Here is a 22,112-nt window from a genome sequence, read left to right as displayed (position 1 = left end):
CCTCAAGGTCTACGGGTCCGCTGCTTCGACTCGCCCCGACCGGGGCCTGGGGGGCGGCGCTACTTCGACTCGCCGTACGGGCGGACTGGCTCGACTCGCCCTACCGGCCGGCTACTTCGACTCGCCGTACCGGCCGACTACTTCGACTCGCCGTACGGGTCGTCGATCGCGTAGCGCCAGTTGCCGTCCTCGCCGCGGCGCAGCACGTCGAGGCCCACGCCCTCGCCGTTCTCCTTGGTGCCGTCGGGGTGGACGATCTCCATCGTCCAGTCGACGACGAGGAGGGCGGTGTCACCCGTCACGTACGCGTGCCGGGTCGTGGCGGTCATGACGGGCTTCAGCTTGAGGAACTCCTCGACGTAGACCTCTCGCTCCCGGCCGGTGAGCGGCTTGCCCTTCTCCCAGGCGGCCACGGCCTCCGGGGTGTACATCGCGTTGACCGCCTCCGCGTCCCCGGAGTTGATGGCCCGGACGTAGAGATCGGTGTGCTTTTCGGCGTCGCTGGTGAGCTCGATATTCGCCATGATGCAGTCCGCTCCGCTTCCTGTGGACTTCTCGGTAAACGTGTGCTCGGATGAAGTCGGAGCGACCGTAACCGGTCGGCTCCCATTAGCCGCTCATCGGCAAGTAACAGGCCCCTCACCACGCCGTTCTTCCGGTGATTACTGCCCCGTGACTGGTGACTGAGAGGGGCTCGTCCGCCTCGCTGTTACTGTCCTCGGGAAGCCTCAGTCTGGGTTGCTGAAAAAGGAATTGCGCAACCGCAGAGTTTCGAATCAAGTGTCACCAAGGGGCGTTTACCGCATTCACTGGGAAGTGAAATCGCGTGCCCTCGAAGTGCCTTGCGGGATTCACCTAGGGAAGGGCATCCGAGCGCGATGACGATTGAGCAGGGATCTGTGGCGACGACCGGCGACGGACACGGCGAAGCGGTCGCTGTCATCGGAATGGCCTGCCGGCTTCCCGAGGCGCCGACGCCCGCGGCTCTCTGGTCCCTGCTGAGCACGGGCGGCAGCGCCGTCGGCGACGCGCCGGAAGGCCGTTGGGAGTCGCTGGTGGACGAGGACCTCCTGCCGGGAGACGACGTCCCGGCCGGGGCGCGGCGCGGCGGGTTCCTCCAGGACGTCGGGGACTTCGACGCCTCCTTCTTCGGGATCTCGCCCCGCGAGGCCGTCACCATGGACCCCCAGCAGCGGATCGTGCTGGAGCTGACGTGGGCCGCCCTGGAGGACGCCGGCATCGTCCCGGCCACGCTCAAGGGGAGCAGCACCGCGGTCTTCGTGGGCTCGTTGCGCGACGACTACGCGGGCCTGGTCAACCAGCACGGCGCCGCCGCCATCACCCAGCACACGATGACGGGCGTGAACCGCGGCGTCATCGCCAACCGCGTCTCGTACCACCTGGGACTGCACGGCCCCAGCCTCACCGTGGACGCGGCCCAGTCGTCGTCGCTCGTCGCCGTCCACCTCGCGTGCAGGTCGCTGCGGACCGGCGAGTCGGGCATGGCGATCGCCGCCGGTGTGAACCTGAACATCCTGGCGGAGGCGGCCGTCACCGAGGAACGGTTCGGCGGCCTCTCCCCCGACGGGCAGACCTACACCTTCGACGCGCGCGCCAACGGCTTCGTCCGGGGCGAGGGCGCCGGCGTCGTCGTCCTCAAGCCGCTGAGCCGGGCGCTCGCCGACGGCGACCGCGTCTACGGCGTGATACGCGGCAGCGCCGTCAACAACGACGGCGCCACTCCCGGACTCACCGTGCCCAGCCCGCAGGCCCAGGAGGACGTCCTGCGCCAGGCGTACGAGCAGGCCGGTGTGGCTCCCGAGGACGTGCAGTACGTGGAGTTGCACGGGACGGGGACCCCGGTGGGCGACCCACTGGAAGCCGCCGCTCTCGGCGCGGCGCTCGGCCGGGGGCGCGGGCCGGACAACCCGCTGCTGGTCGGCTCCGCCAAGACCAACGTCGGCCACCTGGAAGGCGCGGCGGGCATCGTCGGGCTGCTCAAGACGCTGCTGAGCCTCTGGCACCGGCAGATCCCCGCGAGCCTCAACTTCGAGACCCCCAACCCCCGTATCCCCCTGGACGAGCTCGGTCTCGCGGTGCAGCGGGAGCTGACACCGTGGCCGCGGCCCGACCGTCCCCTGGTGGCCGGCGTCAGCTCGTTCGGCATGGGCGGCACGAACTGCCATGTCGTCGTTGAGCAGGCCCCGGAGGCATCGGGGCGTGCACGGGCGGTGTCCGAGGGAACCACCGAGGATCCGGTGGTGCCTTGGGTCCTTTCGGGGCGCGGCAGCCGGGCCCTGCGGGCCCAGGCCGACCAGCTCGCCGCGTACGCCGCCGAGCGGCCCGCGCTGCGGCCCCTGGACATCGGCGGAACGCTCGCCGCGGCCCGTACCGCCTTCGAGCACCGCGCCGTCGTCGTCGGCGCCGGACAGGACGAACTGATCGCCGCAGTGCGCGCGCTGGCGGCAGGCGACAGCGTGCCCGGGCTCGTCGAGGGCCCCGCGCGCGGAACCGGCCCGGCGGCGGACCGCGTCGTGTTCGTCTTCCCCGGCCAGGGCTCCCAGTGGGCCGGCATGGCCGTGGAACTGTGGGACACCGCCCCCGCGTTCGCCCGCCGCATGGACGAATGCGCCGCAGCGCTGGCCGAGTTCGTCGACTGGGACCTGCGCGACGTGCTGCGCCAGGCGCCGGGCGCTCCGGCGTTCGAGCGGGCTGACGTCGTCCAGCCCGCGCTGTTCGCGGTGATGGTGTCGCTGGCCGAGCTCTGGCGCTCCCACGGAGTGACCCCCATGGCCGTCGTCGGAGCCTCCCAGGGCGAGATCGCGGCGGCGTGCGCCGCCGGCGCCCTGTCGCTGCGCGACGCGGCCCGCGTGGTCGCGCTGCGCTCCCAGGTCCTGCGGGCCCTCGCCGGCCGCGGCGGCATGGTGTCCGTGGCCGAGCCCGCCGCGCAGGTGGCGGGCCGGATCGCCGCCTGGGACGGCCGGCTCTCCCTGGCCACGGTCAACGGGCCGGCCTCGGTCGTCGTCGCCGGCGAGAGCGAGGCGCTGGACGAACTCCTCGCCCGGTGCGCCGAGCAGGAGGTCCGCGCCCGCCGCATCCCCGTCGACTACGCCTCGCACTCCGCCCAGGTGGAGGAGCTCGAGGCCGAACTCGCGTCCGTACTGGCCGGCATCGAGCCGCGCCACGCCGACGTACCGGTCTACTCCACCGTGACCGCCGGCCCCCTCGACGGTACCGAGATGGGCGCCGCCTACTGGTACCGCAACCTGCGGCAGACCGTACGGTTCGAGGAGACCGTCGCCGCCGTGCTGGCCGACGGTGACGCGACGTTCATCGAGATGTCCCCCCACCCCCTCATGGGCGTGGGCATCGAGCAGACCGCCGAGGCCCGCGGCGCGGGCGAGGCCGTGTTCATCGGCTCACTGCGGCGCGACGAGGGCGGCCCCCGCCGGTTCCTCGCCTCGCTCGCCGAGGCCTGGGTGCAGGGCGTGCCGGTCGACTGGGCCGGCCACCTCGCGGGCTCCGGAGCGACCCGCGTCGACCTTCCCACGTACGCCTTCCAGCGGCGCCGCTACTGGGTCGGCGAGGACGTACGCACCACCTCGGACGCGGACGGCGCCGGTGCGGCGGAACTGCACACCCGGCTGACCGGAGTCGACGAGCAGGAACGGCGCCGCGCGGTGGCCGCGCTCGTCCGCGAGCAGGCCGCCGCCGTCCTGGAGTACGAGTCCGACGCCGTGGACGCCCGGCGTACCTTCAAGGACCTGGGCTTCGACTCGCTCACCTCCGTGGAGCTGCGCAACCGGCTGAGCAAGGCCACCGGTCTCCGGCTGCCCACCTCGCTGCTCTTCGACCACCCGACCCTCGACAGCCTGGTCGACCACCTGGCGACGGCCGTCCTCGACGCCCCCGCCCCCGACGCCGACGAGGGCGCGGCCGGCGAGGCACCGGCGGCCCACGGGGCGCGCTCGGCCATGGCGCCCGCACGCCGCCCGCGCCGGGCCCGCGCCGACGAGGCGATCGCCATCGTCGGCATGGCCTGCCGCTTCCCCGGCGGCGTCTCCTCGCCGCAGGAGCTGTGGCGCCTGGTCGCCGAGGGCAGGGACGCCATCACGGAGTTCCCCGTCGACCGCGGCTGGGACGAGGAGCTCTACGACCAGGATCCCGAGCGCACGGGCAGGAGCACCGCCCGGCACGGCGGGTTCCTGCACGACGCCGGCGCGTTCGACGCCGCGTTCTTCGGCATCTCCCCGCGCGAGGCACTCGCCATGGACCCGCAGCAGCGGCTCCTCCTCGAGACCGCCTGGGAGGCGGTGGAGCACGCGGGTCTCGACCCGCACGCGCTCAAGGGCAGCCGCGCCGGCGTCTTCGTCGGCGGCACCGCCCTCGACTACGGGCCGCGCATGGACGAGGCGCCCGAGGGCATCGAGGGACACCTGCTGACCGGCGGTCACACCAGCATCCTGTCCGGGCGGATCGCCTACCAGCTCGGCCTCGTCGGCCCCGCCGTCACCATCGACACCGCCTGCTCCTCGTCCCTGGTGGCGATGCACATGGCGGTGCGCTCGCTGCGCGACGGCGAGACGACCCTGGCCCTGGCCGGCGGCGCGACGGTCATGTCGGGACCCGGCATGTTCCTGGAGTTCTCGCGCCAGCGCGGCCTGTCGCCCGACGGGCGCTGCAAGTCCTTCGCCGCCTCCGCCGACGGCACCGGCTGGGCCGAGGGTGTCGGTCTGCTGCTCCTCGAACGCCTCTCGGACGCCCGCAGGAACGGCCACCAGGTCCTCGCGGTCATCCGCGGCACCGCCATCAACCAGGACGGTGCCAGCAACGGCCTGACCGCCCCCAACGGCCCGTCGCAGCAGCGGGTGATCCGCGACGCCCTGGCCGACGCCCGCCTCGGCACGGGCGACGTCGACGCGGTCGAGGCGCACGGCACCGGTACGAGGCTCGGCGACCCGATCGAGGCCGAGGCGCTGCTGGCCACGTACGGGCAGGGCCGCGAGGGCGGCGAGCCGGTCCACCTCGGCTCGCTCAAGTCCAACATCGGCCACACCCAGTCCGCGGCGGGTGTCGGCGGAGTCATCAAGATGGTCGAGGCCATCCGGCACGGCGTCCTGCCGAGGACGCTCCACGTGGACGAGCCGTCCCCGCACGTCGACTGGGACTCCGGCGCGCTGTCGCTCCTCCGCGAGGAACGGCCCTGGCCCGAGACCGGCAGGCCGCGCCGCGCCGCCGTCTCCTCCTTCGGCATCAGCGGCACCAACGCCCACGTGATCATCGAGGAGGCCACACCGGCCGGCGCCGCCGGCGGGGAGCGGACCGGCCGTCCGGACGCCGGCACGGGCGCGGGATCCCCGACTGCGTCGGAGGCCGGAATTCCCGTCCTGTCGGAGGCCGGATCCCCGACTCCGTCGCAGGCCGGATTCCCCGTCCCGTGGGTGCTGTCCGCGCGGGACGAGCGCGCGTTGCGGGCGCACGCCGGCCGGCTCCACGCGCGGCTGAGCGAGGACGACGAGGTCACCGGTCAGGACGTGGGCCGCTCCCTGGCCGCCCGTACCGCGTTCGAGCAGCGCGCGGCCGTCGTCGGCACGACCCGCGAGGAGCTGCTCGCCGGTCTCGACGCGCTCGCTCGCGGCGCGGCCGCACCGGGCACCGTGACCGCGAACGCCGCCCGGTCCGGCGGGACCGCCTTCCTGTTCACCGGGCAGGGCGCGCAGCGCGTCGGCATGGGCCGCGAGCTGTACGCCGCGCACCCCGTCTACGCGCGGGCCTTCGACGCCGTCTGCGCCGAGTTCGACCCGCACCTCGACGTTCCCCTGAAGGACGTCGTCCTCGCCGACGAGGACACTCCCGAGGGGCGCGAACGCGCGGCGCTGCTGCACCGCACCGCGTACACGCAGCCCGCCCTCTTCGCGGTCGAAGTGGCGCTGTTCCGGCTCCTCGAACACCACGGGCTCACCCCCGACCTGCTCGCCGGGCACTCGATCGGTGAGCTGGCCGCCGCGCACGCCGCCGGTGTGCTCGGGCTGCGGGACGCGGCCGCGCTCGTCGCCGCCCGGGGCCGGCTGATGCAGGCCGCGCCCGAGGGCGGGGCGATGACGGCGATCCAGGCCGACGAGGGCGAGGTCGCCGCCACCCTGGAGGCGTTCGAGGGGCAGATCGCCCTCGCGGCCGTCAACGGCCCCGACTCCGTCGTCGTCTCCGGCGACCGGGCCGCGGTCGACGCGGTGGAGGCGCTGTGGCGCGAGCGCGGCCGCAAGACGCGCGGCCTGAACGTGAGCCACGCCTTCCACTCGCCGCACATGGACGGCATCCTCGCGGAGTTCCGTGAGGTGGCCTCCGGTCTGCGGTTCCACGAGCCCCGCATCCCGCTCGTGTCCACCGTGACGGGCGCGCTCGCCACCACGGCCGAGCTCACCTCGCCCGACTACTGGACGTCGCAGATCCGGGAGCCCGTACGCTTCCTGGACGCCGTACGCACCCTGCGCGAGCGCGGCGCCACGGTCTTCGTCGAGGTCGGCCCCGACGCCGTCCTGACGGCCATGGCGGTCGAGGCGGCACGCGACACCCAGGCCGACGGCGCCCGTTCCGACGGCCCCGGTTCCGACAGCTCCGGCTCCAACATCTCCCGTTCCGACGTCTCCGGTACGCGGCAGGCCGATGTCACCGCCGTCGCGCTGCTGCGCGCGGGCCGGCCCGAAGCGCAGACCGTGGCCACCGCCCTCGCCACGGCGTACGTCAACGGCGCGGCCCTCGACGCCGCGTCGTTCTTCCCCGCCGGCCGCCGGACCGAGCTGCCGACGTACCCCTTCCAGCGCGAGCACTACTGGCTCGTGACCGAGCGCGGCGCCGACGCCCGCACGCTGGGCCTCGACCCGGCCGGGCACCCGCTGCTGACGACCGCCGTGCACCTGGCCGACCGCGAGGACGTGGTCCTCACCAGCCGCCTCTCCCTCAACGGGCAGCCGTGGCTGGCGGACCACGTGGTCGGCGGCGCCGTCCTCGTACCGGCCACCGCCTTCCTGGAGCTGGCGGTCGCGGCCGGAGACCACACGGGCGCCGCCCGCGTCGACGACCTCACCCTGGAGGCCCCGCTCGCCCTGGCGGAGCACGGCGCCGTCCGGGTCCAGGTGGCCGTCGGCGCCCCCGACGACCGGGGCGCCCGCCCGTTCAGCATCCACGCCCGCCCCGACGGCGTCGACGCCGAGCAGCTTCCCTGGACCCGTCACGCCACGGGAACCCTCATGCCCGAGCCCGACGTTCCCGAGGTGCGGGAGGCGACGACCGCCTCCTGGCCCCCGGCGGACGCCTCGCCGCAGCCACTGGCCGACGTCTACGACCGGCTCGCGGAGCTCGGTTACGCGTACGGGCCGGCGTTCCAGGGCCTGACCGCCCTGTGGCGCGACGGCGACGACCTGTACGCCGAGGTGAACCTCGCCGCGGAACACCACGACAGCGCCGCGCACTTCGCCCTGCACCCGGCGCTGCTGGACGCCGCTCTCCACCCCCTCGTCCTGGCCTACGCCGACGACCGGTCGGGTCCGTCGGACCGGATCAAGCTGCCGTTCGCGTGGTCCGGCGTGTCCCTCCACGCGACCGGCGCCACCGCCCTGCGCGTGCGGATCTCTCCGGCGACCGACAGCGGTTCCGCCTCCGGCTCCGACAGCGGATCCGGCTCGGGCTCCGGCAGCTCGCCGGACGACACGGTCTCGCTCACCGTCGCCGACCCCACCGGCGCCCCCGTCGCGTCCGTGGAGAGCCTGACGCTCCGCGCGGTCGCCAAGGACGCTGTGGCTCCCGCCACCGGCGGAGCGGGTGCGCTGTTCACCGTCGAATGGCCCGCGGTCTCCACACCGGACACGACCGGCTCCCGCCCGGCCACCCTGCCCGACACGCACGAAGGCGACGACTTCGGCCTCGGCAGTGTCGTCGGCGCCGACACCGTCGTCGTACGTACCGACCGCTGGGCCCTGGAGGACGCCGACCCGGTGAGCGCCGCGCACGACGCCGCCCGCCGCGCCCTCGGTCTCGTCCAGCGCTTCCTCTCCGACGACCGCTTCCAGGACGCACGGCTGGCCTTCGTCACGCGTGGCGCGGTGGCGGCGCTCCCGGGCGACGGGATCGGCGCCCTCGCCACCGCCCCCGTATGGGGTCTGGTGCGCTCGGCGCAGACCGAGCACCCCGGGCGCCTGCTGCTCGTCGACGTCGACACGGAGGCCGGTGCCTCGGACGCCACGGAGGGCCTGATCGCCGCCGCCGTGTCCGGTGAGGAGCCGCAGCTCGCCGTACGCGCCGGGCAGCTCCACGCCCCCCGCCTGGCCCGCACCACGATGACGCCCGCCGCCGACACCACGACCAGCGACCCCACGCACGCGGACGCCACGGCCACCGACCCCACGTACGCCCTGGCCCCCGAGGCCACCGCAACGGAGAGCACCCCGCGATTCGACCCCGAGGGCACCGTCCTCATCACCGGAGGCACCGGAGGACTCGGCGGTCTCATCGCGCGCCACCTGGCCCAGCGGCACGGCGTACGGCATCTGCTGCTGCTCAGCCGCCGCGGCCCGCAGGCCCCGGGTGCGGACGAACTCCGTGCGGAGCTCGTCGAGTTCGGCGCCGAGGCGCAGCTCGTCGCCTGTGACGCCGGCGACCGGGAGGCCCTCGCGGCCGTCCTCGACGCCATCCCGTCCGAGCGGCCGCTGACCGCCGTCGTGCACACCGCCGGAGTGCTCGACGACGCCACCGTGGAGAACCTCACCGCAGGGCAGTTGGAGTCCGTGCTGCGCCCGAAGGCCGATGCCGCGTGGCATCTGGACGCGCTCACGCGGGAACGCGGCCTCGACCTCGGCGCGTTCGTCGTCTTCTCCTCCCTGTCGGGCCTCACCGGCACGGCGGGCCAGGCCAACTACGCCGCCGCCAACGCGTTCCTCGACGCCCTGGCCGCGTACCGCCGCGCCGCCGGCCTGCCCGCGACCTCCCTGGCGTGGGGGCTGTGGGACGGCACGTTCGGCATGGGCGGCACGCTCGGTGACGCCGACCTGGCCCGCTGGGCCCGCATCGGTGTGGCCCCGCTGACCCCCGAGCAGGGCCTCGCCCTCTTCGACACGGCCCTCTCCGCCGACAGCCCCCTGCTGGCCCCGGCCGCCATGAACCCGGCGAAGGCCCGCACCGGTGCCGACGGCCTGGTCCCCGCCCTGCTGCGCGGCCTGGTCCGCACCCGGCCGCGCCGCGCGCAGCGGAGCGGCGGCGCCACCCCGGCGGGTGGCGACTGGGCACAGGGCATCGCCGCACTGCCGGAGGACGAGCGCCTCGACGCCGTACGGGAGTTCGTGCGCGGCGTCGTCGCGGCGGTCCTCGGCCATTCCGGCTCCGCGACGGTCGACCCGGAACGCCCCTTCAAGGAGCTCGGCTTCGACTCCCTGGCCGGGGTGGAGCTGCGTAACCAGCTCAACACGGCCACCGGCCTCCGTCTGCCCGCGACCGCCGTCTTCGACCACCCCTCCCCCGCCGCGCTCGCGGCCCACCTGCTGAGCCGGGTGGCGGGCACGGCGGCGCGGAGGCCGGTCGTGGAGACGAAGGCCGCCACGGCGGACGAGCCGATCGCCATCGTCGGCATGGCCTGCCGCTACCCCGGCGGCGTGTCCTCGCCGGAGGACCTGTGGCGACTCGTTGCCGAGAGCGGTGACGCGATCAGCGAGTTCCCGTCCAACCGGGGCTGGGACATCGAGAAGCTGTACGACCCCGACCCGGACCGCATCGGCACCTCGTACGTCCGCCACGGCGGTTTCCTGCACGAGGCGGACCAGTTCGACCCGGAGTTCTTCGGGATGTCGCCGCGCGAGGCGACCGCGACCGACCCGCAGCAGCGACTCCTGCTCGAAACCGCGTGGGAGACCTTCGAAAGCGCCGGAATCGACCCGGCGACCGTACGCGGCACCAACACCGGCGTCTTCACCGGCGCGATGTACGACGACTACGCATCCCGACTCAGCAGCACCCCGCCCGAGTTCGAGGGCTTCACCCTCGCCGGCAGCCTGTCGAGTGTGGTGTCGGGCCGTCTGTCGTACACGTACGGCCTCGAAGGGCCGGCCGTCACGGTCGACACGGCGTGCTCGTCCTCCCTGGTCGCCCTGCACCTGGCGGCGAACGCGCTGAGGAGCGGAGAGTGCGACCTCGCGCTGGCGGGTGGCGTCACGGTGATGTCCTCGCCGAACGTCTTCGTGGAGTTCTCGCGGCAGCGTGGTCTCGCGTCGGACGGCCGGTGCAAGTCCTTCTCGGCCGAGGCCGACGGCACCGGCTGGTCGGAGGGGGTCGGTCTGCTGCTCGTGGAGCGCTTGTCGGACGCGCGCAAGAACGGTCACAAGGTCCTCGCCGTCGTACGTGGTTCGGCGGTGAATCAGGACGGCGCCTCCAACGGGCTCACCGCCCCGAACGGCCCGTCCCAGGAGCGGGTGATCCGCCAGGCCCTGGCCAACTCCGGCCTGAGCGCGGCTGACGTGGACGCCGTCGAGGCCCACGGCACCGGCACCCGCCTGGGCGATCCCATCGAGGCACAGGCGCTGCTGGCGACGTACGGCCAGGAACGCCCGGAGGACCGCCCGCTCTACCTCGGCTCGCTGAAGTCGAACATCGGGCATACCCAGGCGGCGGCCGGTGTCGGCGGCATCATCAAGATGATCAAGGCGATGGACCACGGTGTCCTGCCGAGGACCCTGCACGCCGAGGAACCCTCACCGCACATCGACTGGTCCACCGGCGAGGTCGAGCTGCTCACCGAGCCGCGCGAGTGGGAGGCGGCGGAGGGCCGCGTCCGGCGGGCGGGCATCTCCTCCTTCGGCATCAGCGGCACCAACGCCCACGTGATCATCGAAGAGCCGGCCCGTACCGAGCCGACGCCCTCGGCACCCGACACCGACGGCCCCGGCGCCACCGGCCTGCCCGTCCCCTGGCTGCTCTCCGCCCACGACGACACGGCGCTGCGCGCCCAGGCCCGACGCCTGCACGCGTACGCCGTCGGCAACCCGGACGCCACGGCGGCGGACATCGGCTGGTCGCTGGTCACGACGCGCGGCACCCTGGAACACCGTACGGCCGTCCTCGGCACCGACCGGGACGCTCTCGTACGCGCCCTGGCAACCCTGGCGGACGGCGCCTCTGCGACCGGGCAGGGTGGCTCGACGACCGGGGAGGGAACGTCGGCGACCGGGCACGGTGCCTCGGACACCGGGCCCGGAACCTGGGCGATCGTCCACGGGAACACCGCTCGACGCGGCAAGCTCGCGTTCCTGCTCACGGGGCAGGGGTCGCAGCGCCTCGGCATGGGCCGGGAGCTCTACGCCACGTCCCCGGTCTTCGCCGCCGCCTTCGACGCGGTGTGCGCACAGCTCGACCGGGAGCTGTTCCGGTCGGTGAAGGAGGTCGTGTTCGCCCCCGAGGGCAGCGCCGACTCCGCGCTCCTTGGGCAGACCGTCATGACGCAGGCCGCCCTCTTCGCGCTGGAGACCGCGCTGTTCCGGTTCTTCGAGCACCACGGGATCACCCCCGACTACCTCCTCGGCCACTCGATCGGGGAAGTCACCGCGGCCCACCTGGCCGGTGTCCTGGACCTGGCGGACGCCTGCGTCCTGGTCGCCGAGCGCGGCAGACTGATGCAGGCCGCGCGCGAGGACGGCACCATGGCCGCCGTCCAGGCGAGCGAGGCGGAGGTCCGCGAGTCGCTCACCGACTTCGGCGACGCCGTCGTCGTCGCCGGGGTCAACGGTCCCCGCTCGACGGTGATCTCAGGTGACGAGCTGCTGGTCAACGAGGTCGTCGCACGGTGGCGTGAGGTCGGCGTCAAGACCAAGCTCCTGCCGGTCTCGCACGCCTTCCACTCGCCCCACATGGACGCCGTCCTGGAGGAGTTCAGGTCCATCGCCGAAGGACTCACCTTCCACTCCCCCACGATCCCGGTCGTCTCGAACGTCACCGGCACGACGGCCACGCCCGACCAGCTCACCTCGCCCGACTACTGGGCGCGCCACATCCGCGAGGCGGTCCGCTTCGCCGACGGTGTGCGTCACCTGGAGGAGCTGGGCGTCACCGACTGGCTGGAGCTCGGCCCCGACGGGGTGCTCACCGCCCTCGTCGAGGAGTGCCTGACGGACGACGCCGGCTCGCTCGCGCCCGCGCTGCGCAAGGACCGGCCCGAGGCCGACACGGTCGGTACGGCGCTGGGGCGGCTGGCGGTACGAGGCGTCGCGCCCGACTGGACCGCGGTCTTCCCCGGTGCCCGGCGCGTCGACGACCTGCCCACCTACGCCTTCCAGCACGGCCGCTACTGGCTCGACGCCCCGGAGACCGCCGGTGACGCGGCGGGCCTCGGCCTGAGCGAGGCCGGTCACGCCCTGCTGGGCGCGGCGGTGACGATCGCCGACCGCGACGAGTACGTCCTCACCGGTCGCCTGTCGCGACGCAGCCACCCCTGGCTCACCGAGCACGCCGTCGCGGACGTGGTGCTGGTGCCGGGAGCGGGCCTGCTGGAACTCGCCCTGCACGCCGCCCACCATGTCGGTGCGGTGGGGGTGGAGGAGTTGACGCTGGCGGCGCCGCTGGTCCTGCCGGAACGCGGCGGCGTCCAGCTCCAGGTCGTCGCCGGCCCCGCCGACGACTCCGGCCACCGCACGCTCCAGATACACGCGCGCCCCGACACGGACGACGACACCCGCCCCTGGACCACCCATGCCACCGGCACCCTCACCACCACCCCCGTATCCACGGACCAGGCCGACCTCACAACGTGGCCGCCCACCGGAGCCGCAGAGGTCGAACTCGACGGCGCCTACGAGCGCCTGGCCGAGCAGGAGTACACCTACGGGCCCGCCTTCCAAGGCCTGCGCCGCGCCTGGAAGGGCACGAACGAGGGCGAACTCTTCGCCGAAGTCGCCCTCGCCGACGAACAGCGCACCGAGGCGGGCGTCTTCAGCCTCCACCCCGTGCTGCTCGACTCGGCCTTGCATCTGCTCCTGCCGGGTGTCGTGGACGAGGACCGCGTCGCGGTGCTCCCGTTCACGTGGGCCGGGGTGAGCGTGCACGCGGTGGGCGCCTCGGTGCTGCGGGTGCGCCTGACCCGGACCGGCCCGGAGTCGGTGGCCCTGGACCTGGCCGACGGCACCGGCGCACCGGTCGCCACCGTCGCGTCCATGGCCTACCGACCGCTGTCGAAGGACGCCCTCCGAGTGGCCGGTTCGGGCGCCGGAGACGGCCTGTACCGGGTGGAGTGGAGGCCGCTCCCCACACCGGCGTCGACGTCGGCTTCCACCGCCGCTTCTGCCGCTGCTTCTGCCGCTGCTTCCGGGCAGTCGTACCCGGACCTGCGTACGGTGGCCGACACGGTCGGGACCGAAGCCGACGCTCCGCCGGTCCTCCTGCTTCCGCTGCTGCCCGAGCACTCCGAGCCTTCCGGGCTCTCCTACGCCCACGGGGGCGATGTGGCGGGCAAGGTGCACGAGGTGACCGCTGAGGTACTGGCCCTGGTGCAGGGCTGGTTGGCGGAAGAACGGTTCGCCGACTCCCGGCTGGTCGTCGTGACAGCAGGTGCCGTGGCAGCCGGCGCCGACGAAGACGTAACGGACTTGATCCGCGCGGGCGTATGGGGCCTGCTGCGCGCCGCCCAGACCGAACACCCCGACCGCATCGTGCTCCTGGACGTCGACGACGCGGAGGGGCTGCCCCAGTCGGTCGCGGCTGCGGTGGCCTCCGGCGAGCCGCAGCTTGCGGTCCGGTCGGGTGAACTGCGCGTACCCCGCCTCACCCGCGCGGCGCAGAGCACGGGCCCGGTGAGCGGGCAGCCGCGCTGGGCCGAAGGTACGGTCCTGGTGACTGGGGCGACGGGCGCACTCGGCGGCGTACTGGCACGCCACCTGGTCACCGAACACGGCGCCCGCCACTTCCTCCTCCTCAGCCGACGAGGTCCCGACGCCCCCGGTGCGACCGAACTCCGTGACGAGCTCATGGCACTGGGAGCCATCGGCGTGGACGTCGTGGCGTGCGACGCGGCGGACCGCGAAGCGCTCGGCCGGGTCGTGCGGGAGATACCCGCGGACCGCCCCCTGACCGCCGTCGTCCATACGGCGGGTGTGCTGGACGACGGGCTGGTCGGATCGCTGACGGCGGAGAGGCTGGCCGCGGTCATGCGCCCGAAGGTCGACGCGGCGTGGAACCTGCACGACCTCACCCGCGAGCACGACCTCTCCGCCTTCGTCCTGTACTCCTCTCTCGCCGGCCTCCTCGGCACGGCGGGCCAGGCGAACTACGCGGCCGGCAACACCTTCCTCGACGCCCTCGCCCAACACCGTGCTGCCCAAGGCCTTCCGGCCACCTCCCTCGCATGGGGCCTGTGGGAGGAGACCAGCGACATCACCGATGGGCTGGCCGACGTGGACCGGAAACGGCTTGCTCGTACCGGCCTGCGTGCGCTGGCTTCGAAGGAGGCCATGGCCCTCTTCGACGCCGCGCACGCCACGGGGGACGCGGTGCTCGCCGCGACCGGCATCGACACCGCCGCCCTGCGGGCGCGCGGCGACGATGCCCTGGCCATGCTCCGCGGCCTCGTCCCCGCAGCACCCCGCCGGGCGGGAAGCGCCGCGGCAACGGGCGGTGTTTCGTCGCTGGCGGACCGGCTGGCAGGACTGCCTGCCGCGGAGCGGGAGAAGGTGCTGATCGACCTGGTACGCACGCACGTGGCGTCCGTCCTCGGTCACGCCGACCCCACGGCCATCGACGCCGACCGGGCGTTCCAGGAACTCGGCTTCGACTCCCTCACCGCCGTCGAACTCCGCAACCAGCTCAACACGACCACCGGCCTGCGTCTGCCCACGACCCTCATCTTCGACCACCCGAACCTCGCGGCTCTCGCCACATACCTGGGTGAGCAACTCGGAACGGACGGCGCACCGTCGGCCGGCCCCGTTCTCGCGGAGCTCGCCAAGCTCAAGTCGGCGATCAAGGCCCTCGCCTCGGACGAGAGCGCGCACGGCCAGGTCACGGCCCGGCTGAGGGAACTGCTGGACATCGCCGACGAGGCGGCGGGCAAGCCGTCCGCCGACAGCCCGGACCAGGATCTCGACGCGGCAAGCGACGAGGAGCTCTTCGCGCTGCTCGACGACCTGGAGTAGGACCACGCCCGGCCGGGGCCGGGACCACACACCTTCACGACAAGTCACCACGTCAACACAGCGGGGAGCTGAGAGCATCATGGCGGGCGAGGAACAACTCCGCGACTACCTCAAGCGGGCGATCGCGGATGCCCGTGACGCACGCAAGCGGCTGCGTGAGGTCGAGGACAAACAGCAGGAGCCGATCGCGATCGTCGCGATGGCCTGCCGCTACCCCGGGGGCGTGTCCTCTCCGGAGGACCTGTGGCAGCTCGTGACCGACGGCGTGGACGCGGTGACGGAGTTCCCCGACAACCGCGGCTGGGACATCGAGAAGCTGTACGACCCCGACCCGGAGCAGGCCGGCACGTCGTACGCCCGCGAAGGCGGCTTCCTGCACGACGCCGACCAGTTCGACCCCGAGCTCTTCGGGATGTCACCGCGCGAGGCTCTCGCCGTCGATCCGCAGCAACGGCTCCTCCTCGAGACCGCCTGGGAGACCTTCGAGCGCGCCGGCATCGACCCCGGCTCCCTGAAGGGCAGCCGTACGGGTGTCTTCACGGGCGTCATGTACAACGACTACGGCTCCCGCCCGAACCTTCCGGCCGACGGCAACGAGGGCTATCTGTTCAGTGGCAGCGCGGGCAGCATCGCGTCCGGCCGGCTGTCCTACACGTACGGTCTCGAAGGCCCGGCCGTCACGGTCGACACGGCCTGCTCGTCCTCCCTGGTGGCGCTCCACCTGGCGGCGGGGGCCCTGCGCCGCGGCGAGTGCGACCTGGCGCTCGCGGGCGGCGCGACCGTCATGTCGACGCCCGTCGCCTTCATCGAGTTCTCCCGGCTGCGCGGCCTCGCCGCCGACGGGCGCTGCAAGTCGTTCTCGGCCGGCGCCGACGGCACCGGCTGGGCCGAGGGTGTGGGCCTGCTGCTGGTGGAGCGGCTGTCGGACGCGCGGAGGAACGGGCACCAGGTGCTGGCGGTGATCCGCGGTTCGGCGGTGAACCAGGACGGCGCGTCGAACGGCCTCACCGCGCCGAACGGCCCCTCGCAGGAGCGCGTGATCCGTCAGGCCCTCACCAGTGCGGGCCTGACGGCCGCCGAGGTCGACGCCGTGGAGGCCCACGGCACCGGAACGGCCCTGGGTGACCCGATCGAGGCGCAGGCGCTGCTGGCGACGTACGGCCAGGAGCGGCCTGAGGACCGCCCGCTGTACCTGGGCTCGCTGAAGTCGAACATCGGCCACGCGCAGGCTGCGGCTGGTGTCGGTGGTGTGATCAAGATGGTGCAGGCGATGCGGCACGGCATGCTGCCGAAGACGCTGCACGTCGACGAGCCGACCCCCCACGTGGAGTGGGACTCAGGCGCCGTCGAACTCCTCCGGGAGCACCTGCCCTGGCCCGAGACCGGAGAGCCCCGCCGGGCCGGTGTCTCGTCCTTCGGCTTCGGCGGCACGAACGCGCACGTGATCATCGAGGAGCCGGAGGAGGTCACCGAGGAGGCCGCGGCTGCGGCCTCCGACCCGGTTGCTCCGGTGGCTTCGGCCTCTGACCCGGTTGCTCCGGTGGCTTCGGCCTCTGACCCGGTTGCTCCGGTGGCTTCGGCCTCTGACCCGGTGGTTCCGGTGTCGGTGGTGCCGTGGGTGCTGTCGGCCAAGACGCCGGCAGCGCTTGAGGCTCAGGCGGGCCGACTGCTGGAGTACGCGGAGACCACTGCCTCCGACCCGGTGGACGTGGCCTGGACGCTGGCGACGGGGCGTGCGGTGCTGGACCACCGCGCCGTGATCACCGGCCGGGACCGCGAGCAACTCCTCACCGGCCTGCGGGCGCTCGCCAGCGGCCAGACCGGCCCGGGTGTGGTCCGGGGCGCGCGAACGGGTGGGAAGACGGCGTTCGTCTTCACGGGCCAGGGTGCCCAGCGGATCAACATGGGCCTGGAACTCTACGAAGCCTTCCCCGCCTACGCCGCCGCCTTCGACGAGGTCGCAGCCGCGCTCGACGCGCATCTGGACCGGCCTCTGCGCGACGTCATTGCGTCGGGCGCCGGGCTGGACGACACCGGCTGGACGCAGCCCGCACTCTTCGCCACCGAAGTCGCCCTCTACCGACTCGTCTCCTCCTGGGGCGTCACAGCAGACCTGGTGGCCGGACACTCCATCGGCGAACTGACCGCCGCCCACGTCGCCGGCATCCTGAACCTGAGCGACGCAGCGCAACTGGTCACGGCCAGGGCCCGGCTCATGCAGGCCCTGCCCACCGGCGGAGCCATGGCAGCGGTGGAAGCAACCGAAGACGAGATCACCGCTCTCCTGACCGAGCGGGTGGCGATCGCAGCCATCAACAGCCCCACCTCCCTGGTCATTTCCGGCGACGAAGACGCCGTCCAGAACATCGCTGCCACGATGGAACAGCAGGGCAGGAAGACAAAGCGACTCACGGTCTCGCACGCCTTCCACTCCCCTCACATCGACCCGATGCTGGACGAGTTCCACACCATCGCAGCCCAACTGACATACCAGGCACCCACCATCCCGGTGGTCTCCACCCTGACCGGCCAGCTCGCGGAGGGCCACGACCTCCGCACGGCCCAGTACTGGACCGACCAGGTCCGAGGAGCCGTCCGCTTCGCGGACGCCACGACGGCCCTAACGGGTCTCGGCGCCACGACCATCATCGAAGCCGGACCCGACGGAGTCCTCTCCGCCATGGTCCAAAACACCACCGACAACACCACCGCCATCCCGCTCCTGCGGCGCGACCGCGCGGAACCGGACACACTCGTCGCGGCCCTCGCCCAGCTCCACACCCAGGGAAACACCCCCGTGGACTGGCAGACCTACCTGGCCCGATCCGGCGCCAGGCACGCTGACATCCCCACCTACGCCTTCCAGCGCCAACGGTTCTGGCTCGCAGCGGCCCAGGCCACAGCCGACGCAGCCGGCCTCGGTCTCACCGACACCGGCCACCCCCTCTTGGGCGCGGCAGTGGCGATCGCCGACCGCGACGAGCACATCTTCACCAGCCGCCTCTCCCTCCACACCCATCCCTGGCTCACCGACCACGCCGTTCTGGGCCATGTGCTGTTCCCCGGTACGGGCTTCGTGGAACTGGCCGCACGTGCAGGCCAGGAGTTCGGTGTCGGTCAGGTCGAGGACCTGACCCTGGCCTCACCTCTGGTGCTCCCCGAGCAGGGCGGCGTCCAGCTCCAGGTCCGTGTCGGCGCTCCCGACGGAGCCGGACGCCACACGATCGACATCCACTCGCGCCCCGACAACGACAGCGACGCTCCCTGGACCCTTCACGCATCCGGCTTCCTCACCGAGATCGACGACTCCGCAGCGGTCTCCAGCGACCTGCTGGCGTGGCCGCCCGCCGGGGCCGTAGAGGTGGAACTGGACGGCGTATACGAGCGCCTGGCCGAGCAGGAGTACGGCTACGGCCCTGCCTTCCAGGGCCTGCGCCGCGTGTGGAAGGGGGCGAACGAGAGCGAGGTGTTCGCCGAGGTCGCCCTTGGGGACGAGTTGCGTGCGGGCTCTGCGGACTTCATCCTTCACCCCGCCCTCCTCGACGCCTCGCTGCACGCCCTCCTGCCCGGGGTGGCCGACGCGGCGGGCCAGGCCGGATTCCCGTTCGCCTGGTCGGGCGTGAACGTGTACGCCGTGGGTGCCTCGATGCTGCGGGTACGTCTGACCCGGACGGGCCCGGAATCGGTGACCCTGGACCTGGCCGACGGCACGGGCACCCCGGTCGCCCGCGTCGACGAACTGGCGCTGCGTCCTCTGTCGAAGGACGCCCTTCGTGCAGCAGGGTCGGGCGCCGGCGACGGCCTGTACCGGGTGGAGTGGAAGCGGATCTCCAGCCCGGAGTCGTCCGGCTCTTCCGGCCAGTCGTACCCGGATCTCCGTACGGTGGCCGGCACGGTCGGGACCGAGGCCGACGCCCCGCCGGTCCTCCTGCTTCCACTGTTCTCCGACGCCCACCGCGGCGACGTGGCCGAGGCCGTCCATGAACTGACCGCTGAGGTACTCGGCCTGGTGCAGGGCTGGTTGGCGGAGGAACGGTTCGCCGACTCCCGGCTGGTCGTCGTGACAGCAGGTGCCGTGGCAGCCGGCGCCGACGAAGACGTAACAGACCTGGCCCACGCTGGTGTATGGGGCCTGCTGCGCGCGGCCCAGACGGAACACCCCGACCGCATCACCCTCCTGGACACCGACACCACCGAAGGCACCGGCGCGGACGCGCTGCCGCGCTGGATCACGGCCGCCCTCGCCTCCGGCGAGCCGCAGCTTGCGGTCCGGTCAGGTGAACTGCGGGTACCCCGCCTCGCCCGAGCGCTCCAGAGCACGACCGACCCGGTGAGCGAGCAGCCGCGCTGGGCTGCGGAAGGCACCGTCCTGATCACCGGCGCGACCGGGGCGCTCGGCGGCGTACTCGCACGCCACCTGGTCACCGAACACGGCGCACGCCATCTCCTGCTCCTCAGCCGACGAGGCCCCGACGCCCCCGGCGCGACCGAACTCCGCGAGGAACTCACCGCACTGGGCGCCGCCGACGTGGACGTCGTCGCCTGTGACGCCGCAGACCGCGAGGCGCTCGGCCGGGTCGTGCGGAAGATACCCGCAGACCGCCCGCTGACCGCCGTCATCCACACCGCAGGCGTGCTGGACGACGGGCTGGTCGGATCCCTGACAGCGGACCGACTGGCCGCCGTCATGCGCCCGAAGGTCGACGCTGCGTGGAACCTGCACGACCTCACCCGCGAGCACGACCTCTCCGCCTTCGTCCTGTACTCCTCTCTCGCCGGCCTGGTCGGTACGGCAGGCCAGGCGAACTACGCGGCGGGCAACACCTTCCTCGACGCCCTCGCCCAACACCGCCGCGCCCAAGGCCTCCCCGCCACCTCTCTCGCATGGGGCCTGTGGGAAGAGACCAGCGACATCACCGGCGGACTGGCAGACGTCGACCTCAAGCGCATGGCACGCGCAGGCCTGCGCCCGCTCAGCTCCACCCACGCCATGGAGCTGTTCGACGCCGCACACACCACGGGCGACGCGGTCCTCGCCGCAACCGGCATCGACACCGCAGCCCTCCGGGCGCGCGGTGGCGAAGCCCTGGCCATGCTGCGCGGCCTCGTCCCGGCAGCCCCTCGCCGCGCCGCAACCGTTGTCGCTGCGGCGACAAGCGCCGGCTCAGCACTGGCGGGACTCTCCGCATCGGAGCGGGAGAAGGCGCTCGTAGACCTCGTACGCACGCACGTGGCATCGGTCCTCGGCCACGCCGATCACACCGCGATCGACGCCGACCGGGCCTTCCAGGAACTCGGCTTCGACTCCCTCACCGCCGTCGAACTCCGCAACCAGCTCAACACCGCCACGGGCCTACGGCTCCCCACCACGCTCATCTTCGACTACCCCACACCCGCCGCACTCGCCGCCCACCTCGGCCAGGAGATCGCCGGCACGACGACAGCCAAGGCTGTCGTCCAGACGACCACGACCTCGGCCGCCGACGAACCGATCGCCATCGTCGGCATGGCGTGCCACTACCCCGGCGGCGTGTCCTCCCCGGAGGATCTGTGGCGACTCGTCGCCGAAGGCACCGACGCCATCACCGACTTCCCCTCCAACCGTGGGTGGGACATCGAGAAGCTGTACGACCCCGACCCGGACACCGCTGGTACGACGTACGTCCGGCAGGGCGGTTTCCTGCACGAGGCGGACCAGTTCGACCCGGAGTTCTTCGGGATGTCGCCGCGCGAGGCGACCGCGACCGACCCGCAGCAGCGACTCCTCCTCGAAACCGCGTGGGAGACCTTCGAAAGCGCCGGAATCGACCCGGCGACCGTACGCGGCACCAACACCGGCGTCTTCACCGGCGCGATGTACGACGACTACGCATCCCGACTCAGCAGCACGCCTGAGGAGTACGAGGGCTTCCTCATGACGGGGAACCTCTCCAGCGTGATCTCGGGCCGCCTGTCCTACACGTTCGGCCTTGAAGGCCCCGCGGTCACGGTCGACACGGCCTGCTCGTCCTCCCTGGTCGCCCTGCACTGGGCGGCAAACGCGCTCCGCAGCGGCGAATGCGACCTGGCCCTCGCGGGTGGTGTGGCGGTCATGTCGACCCCTACCGCGTTCGTGGAGTTCTCGCGTCAGCGTGGTCTCGCCGCCGACGGCCGGTGCAAGCCGTTCGCCGCCGGAGCCGACGGCACGGGCTGGTCGGAAGGTGTCGGCCTGCTCCTGGTAGAGCGCCTCTCCGACGCCCGGAAGAACGGCCACAACATCCTCGCCGTCGTGCGCGGCTCCGCCATCAACCAGGACGGCGCCTCCAACGGCCTGACCGCCCCGAACGGCCCGTCCCAGGAGCGGGTGATCCGCCAGGCCCTGGCCAACTCCGGCCTTACCCCGGCGGACATCGACGCCGTCGAGGCCCACGGCACCGGCACCCGCCTCGGCGATCCCATCGAGGCACAGGCGTTGCTGGCGACGTACGGCCAGGAACGCCCGGAGGACCGCCCGCTCTACCTCGGCTCGCTGAAGTCGAACATCGGGCACACCCAGGCGGCGGCCGGTGTCGGCGGTGTGATCAAGATGGTGCAGGCCATGCGGCACGGCATGCTGCCGAAGACCCTGCACGTGGACGAGCCGACGGGACACGTCGACTGGTCCGCAGGCGAGGTCGAACTACTCACCGAGCCCCGCGCATGGCAGGCCGACGGCCGCGTCCGACGCGCGGGCATCTCCTCCTTCGGCATCAGCGGCACCAACGCCCACGTGATCATCGAAGAGCCAGAGGAAATCACCCAGGAAGCCACGGCTCCCACTGTCCCGGTGCCGGTGGTGCCGTGGGTGCTGTCGGCCAAGACACCGGCAGCACTGGAGGCCCAGGCGGGCCGACTGCTGGAGTACGCCGAGACCACCGCCACAAACCCCGTGGACGTGGCCTGGACACTGGCGACGGGGCGTGCGGTGCTGGACCA

Annotated in this window: 3 protein-coding genes; 2 read left to right on the top strand and 1 reads right to left on the bottom strand. The window is 72.8% G+C overall.

The genetic code is table 11. From position 1 onward, the window contains the following. Positions 1-137: 137 nt before the first annotated feature. The gene (locus tag ACWF79_RS32575) at positions 138-524 is read right to left on the bottom strand and encodes a YybH family protein (protein WP_453731791.1); all 387 of its coding nucleotides are present in this window, start codon (positions 522-524) and stop codon (positions 138-140) included. Between the two features lie 354 nt (positions 525-878). Between ACWF79_RS32575 and ACWF79_RS32570 the strand changes: the two genes are divergently transcribed. Both ACWF79_RS32570 and ACWF79_RS32565 read left to right on the top strand, forming a co-directional pair. Next, positions 879-15,158 carry an SDR family NAD(P)-dependent oxidoreductase gene (locus tag ACWF79_RS32570; protein ID WP_453731790.1) on the top strand — a complete coding sequence of 4,760 codons (14,280 nt, stop codon included), beginning with the start codon at positions 879-881 and terminating at the stop codon, positions 15,156-15,158. A 76-nt stretch (positions 15,159-15,234) separates the two neighbouring features. Then, positions 15,235-22,112 (top strand): type I polyketide synthase (locus tag ACWF79_RS32565; RefSeq protein WP_453731797.1); only part of this gene is annotated, 6,878 nt, incomplete at its 3' end.

The organism is Streptomyces sp. NPDC054975, assembly GCF_053609105.1.
This window is presented reverse-complemented; position numbering and strand designations above follow the sequence as displayed.

What these genes read in the sequence shown, in the direction of transcription:
- ACWF79_RS32575 (WP_453731791.1), bottom strand. Translation starts at nt 524, where the DNA reads ATGGCGAATATCGAGCTCACCAGCGACGCCGAAAAGCACACCGATCTC.
- ACWF79_RS32570 (WP_453731790.1), top strand. Translation starts at nt 879, where the DNA reads ATGACGATTGAGCAGGGATCTGTGGCGACGACCGGCGACGGACACGGC.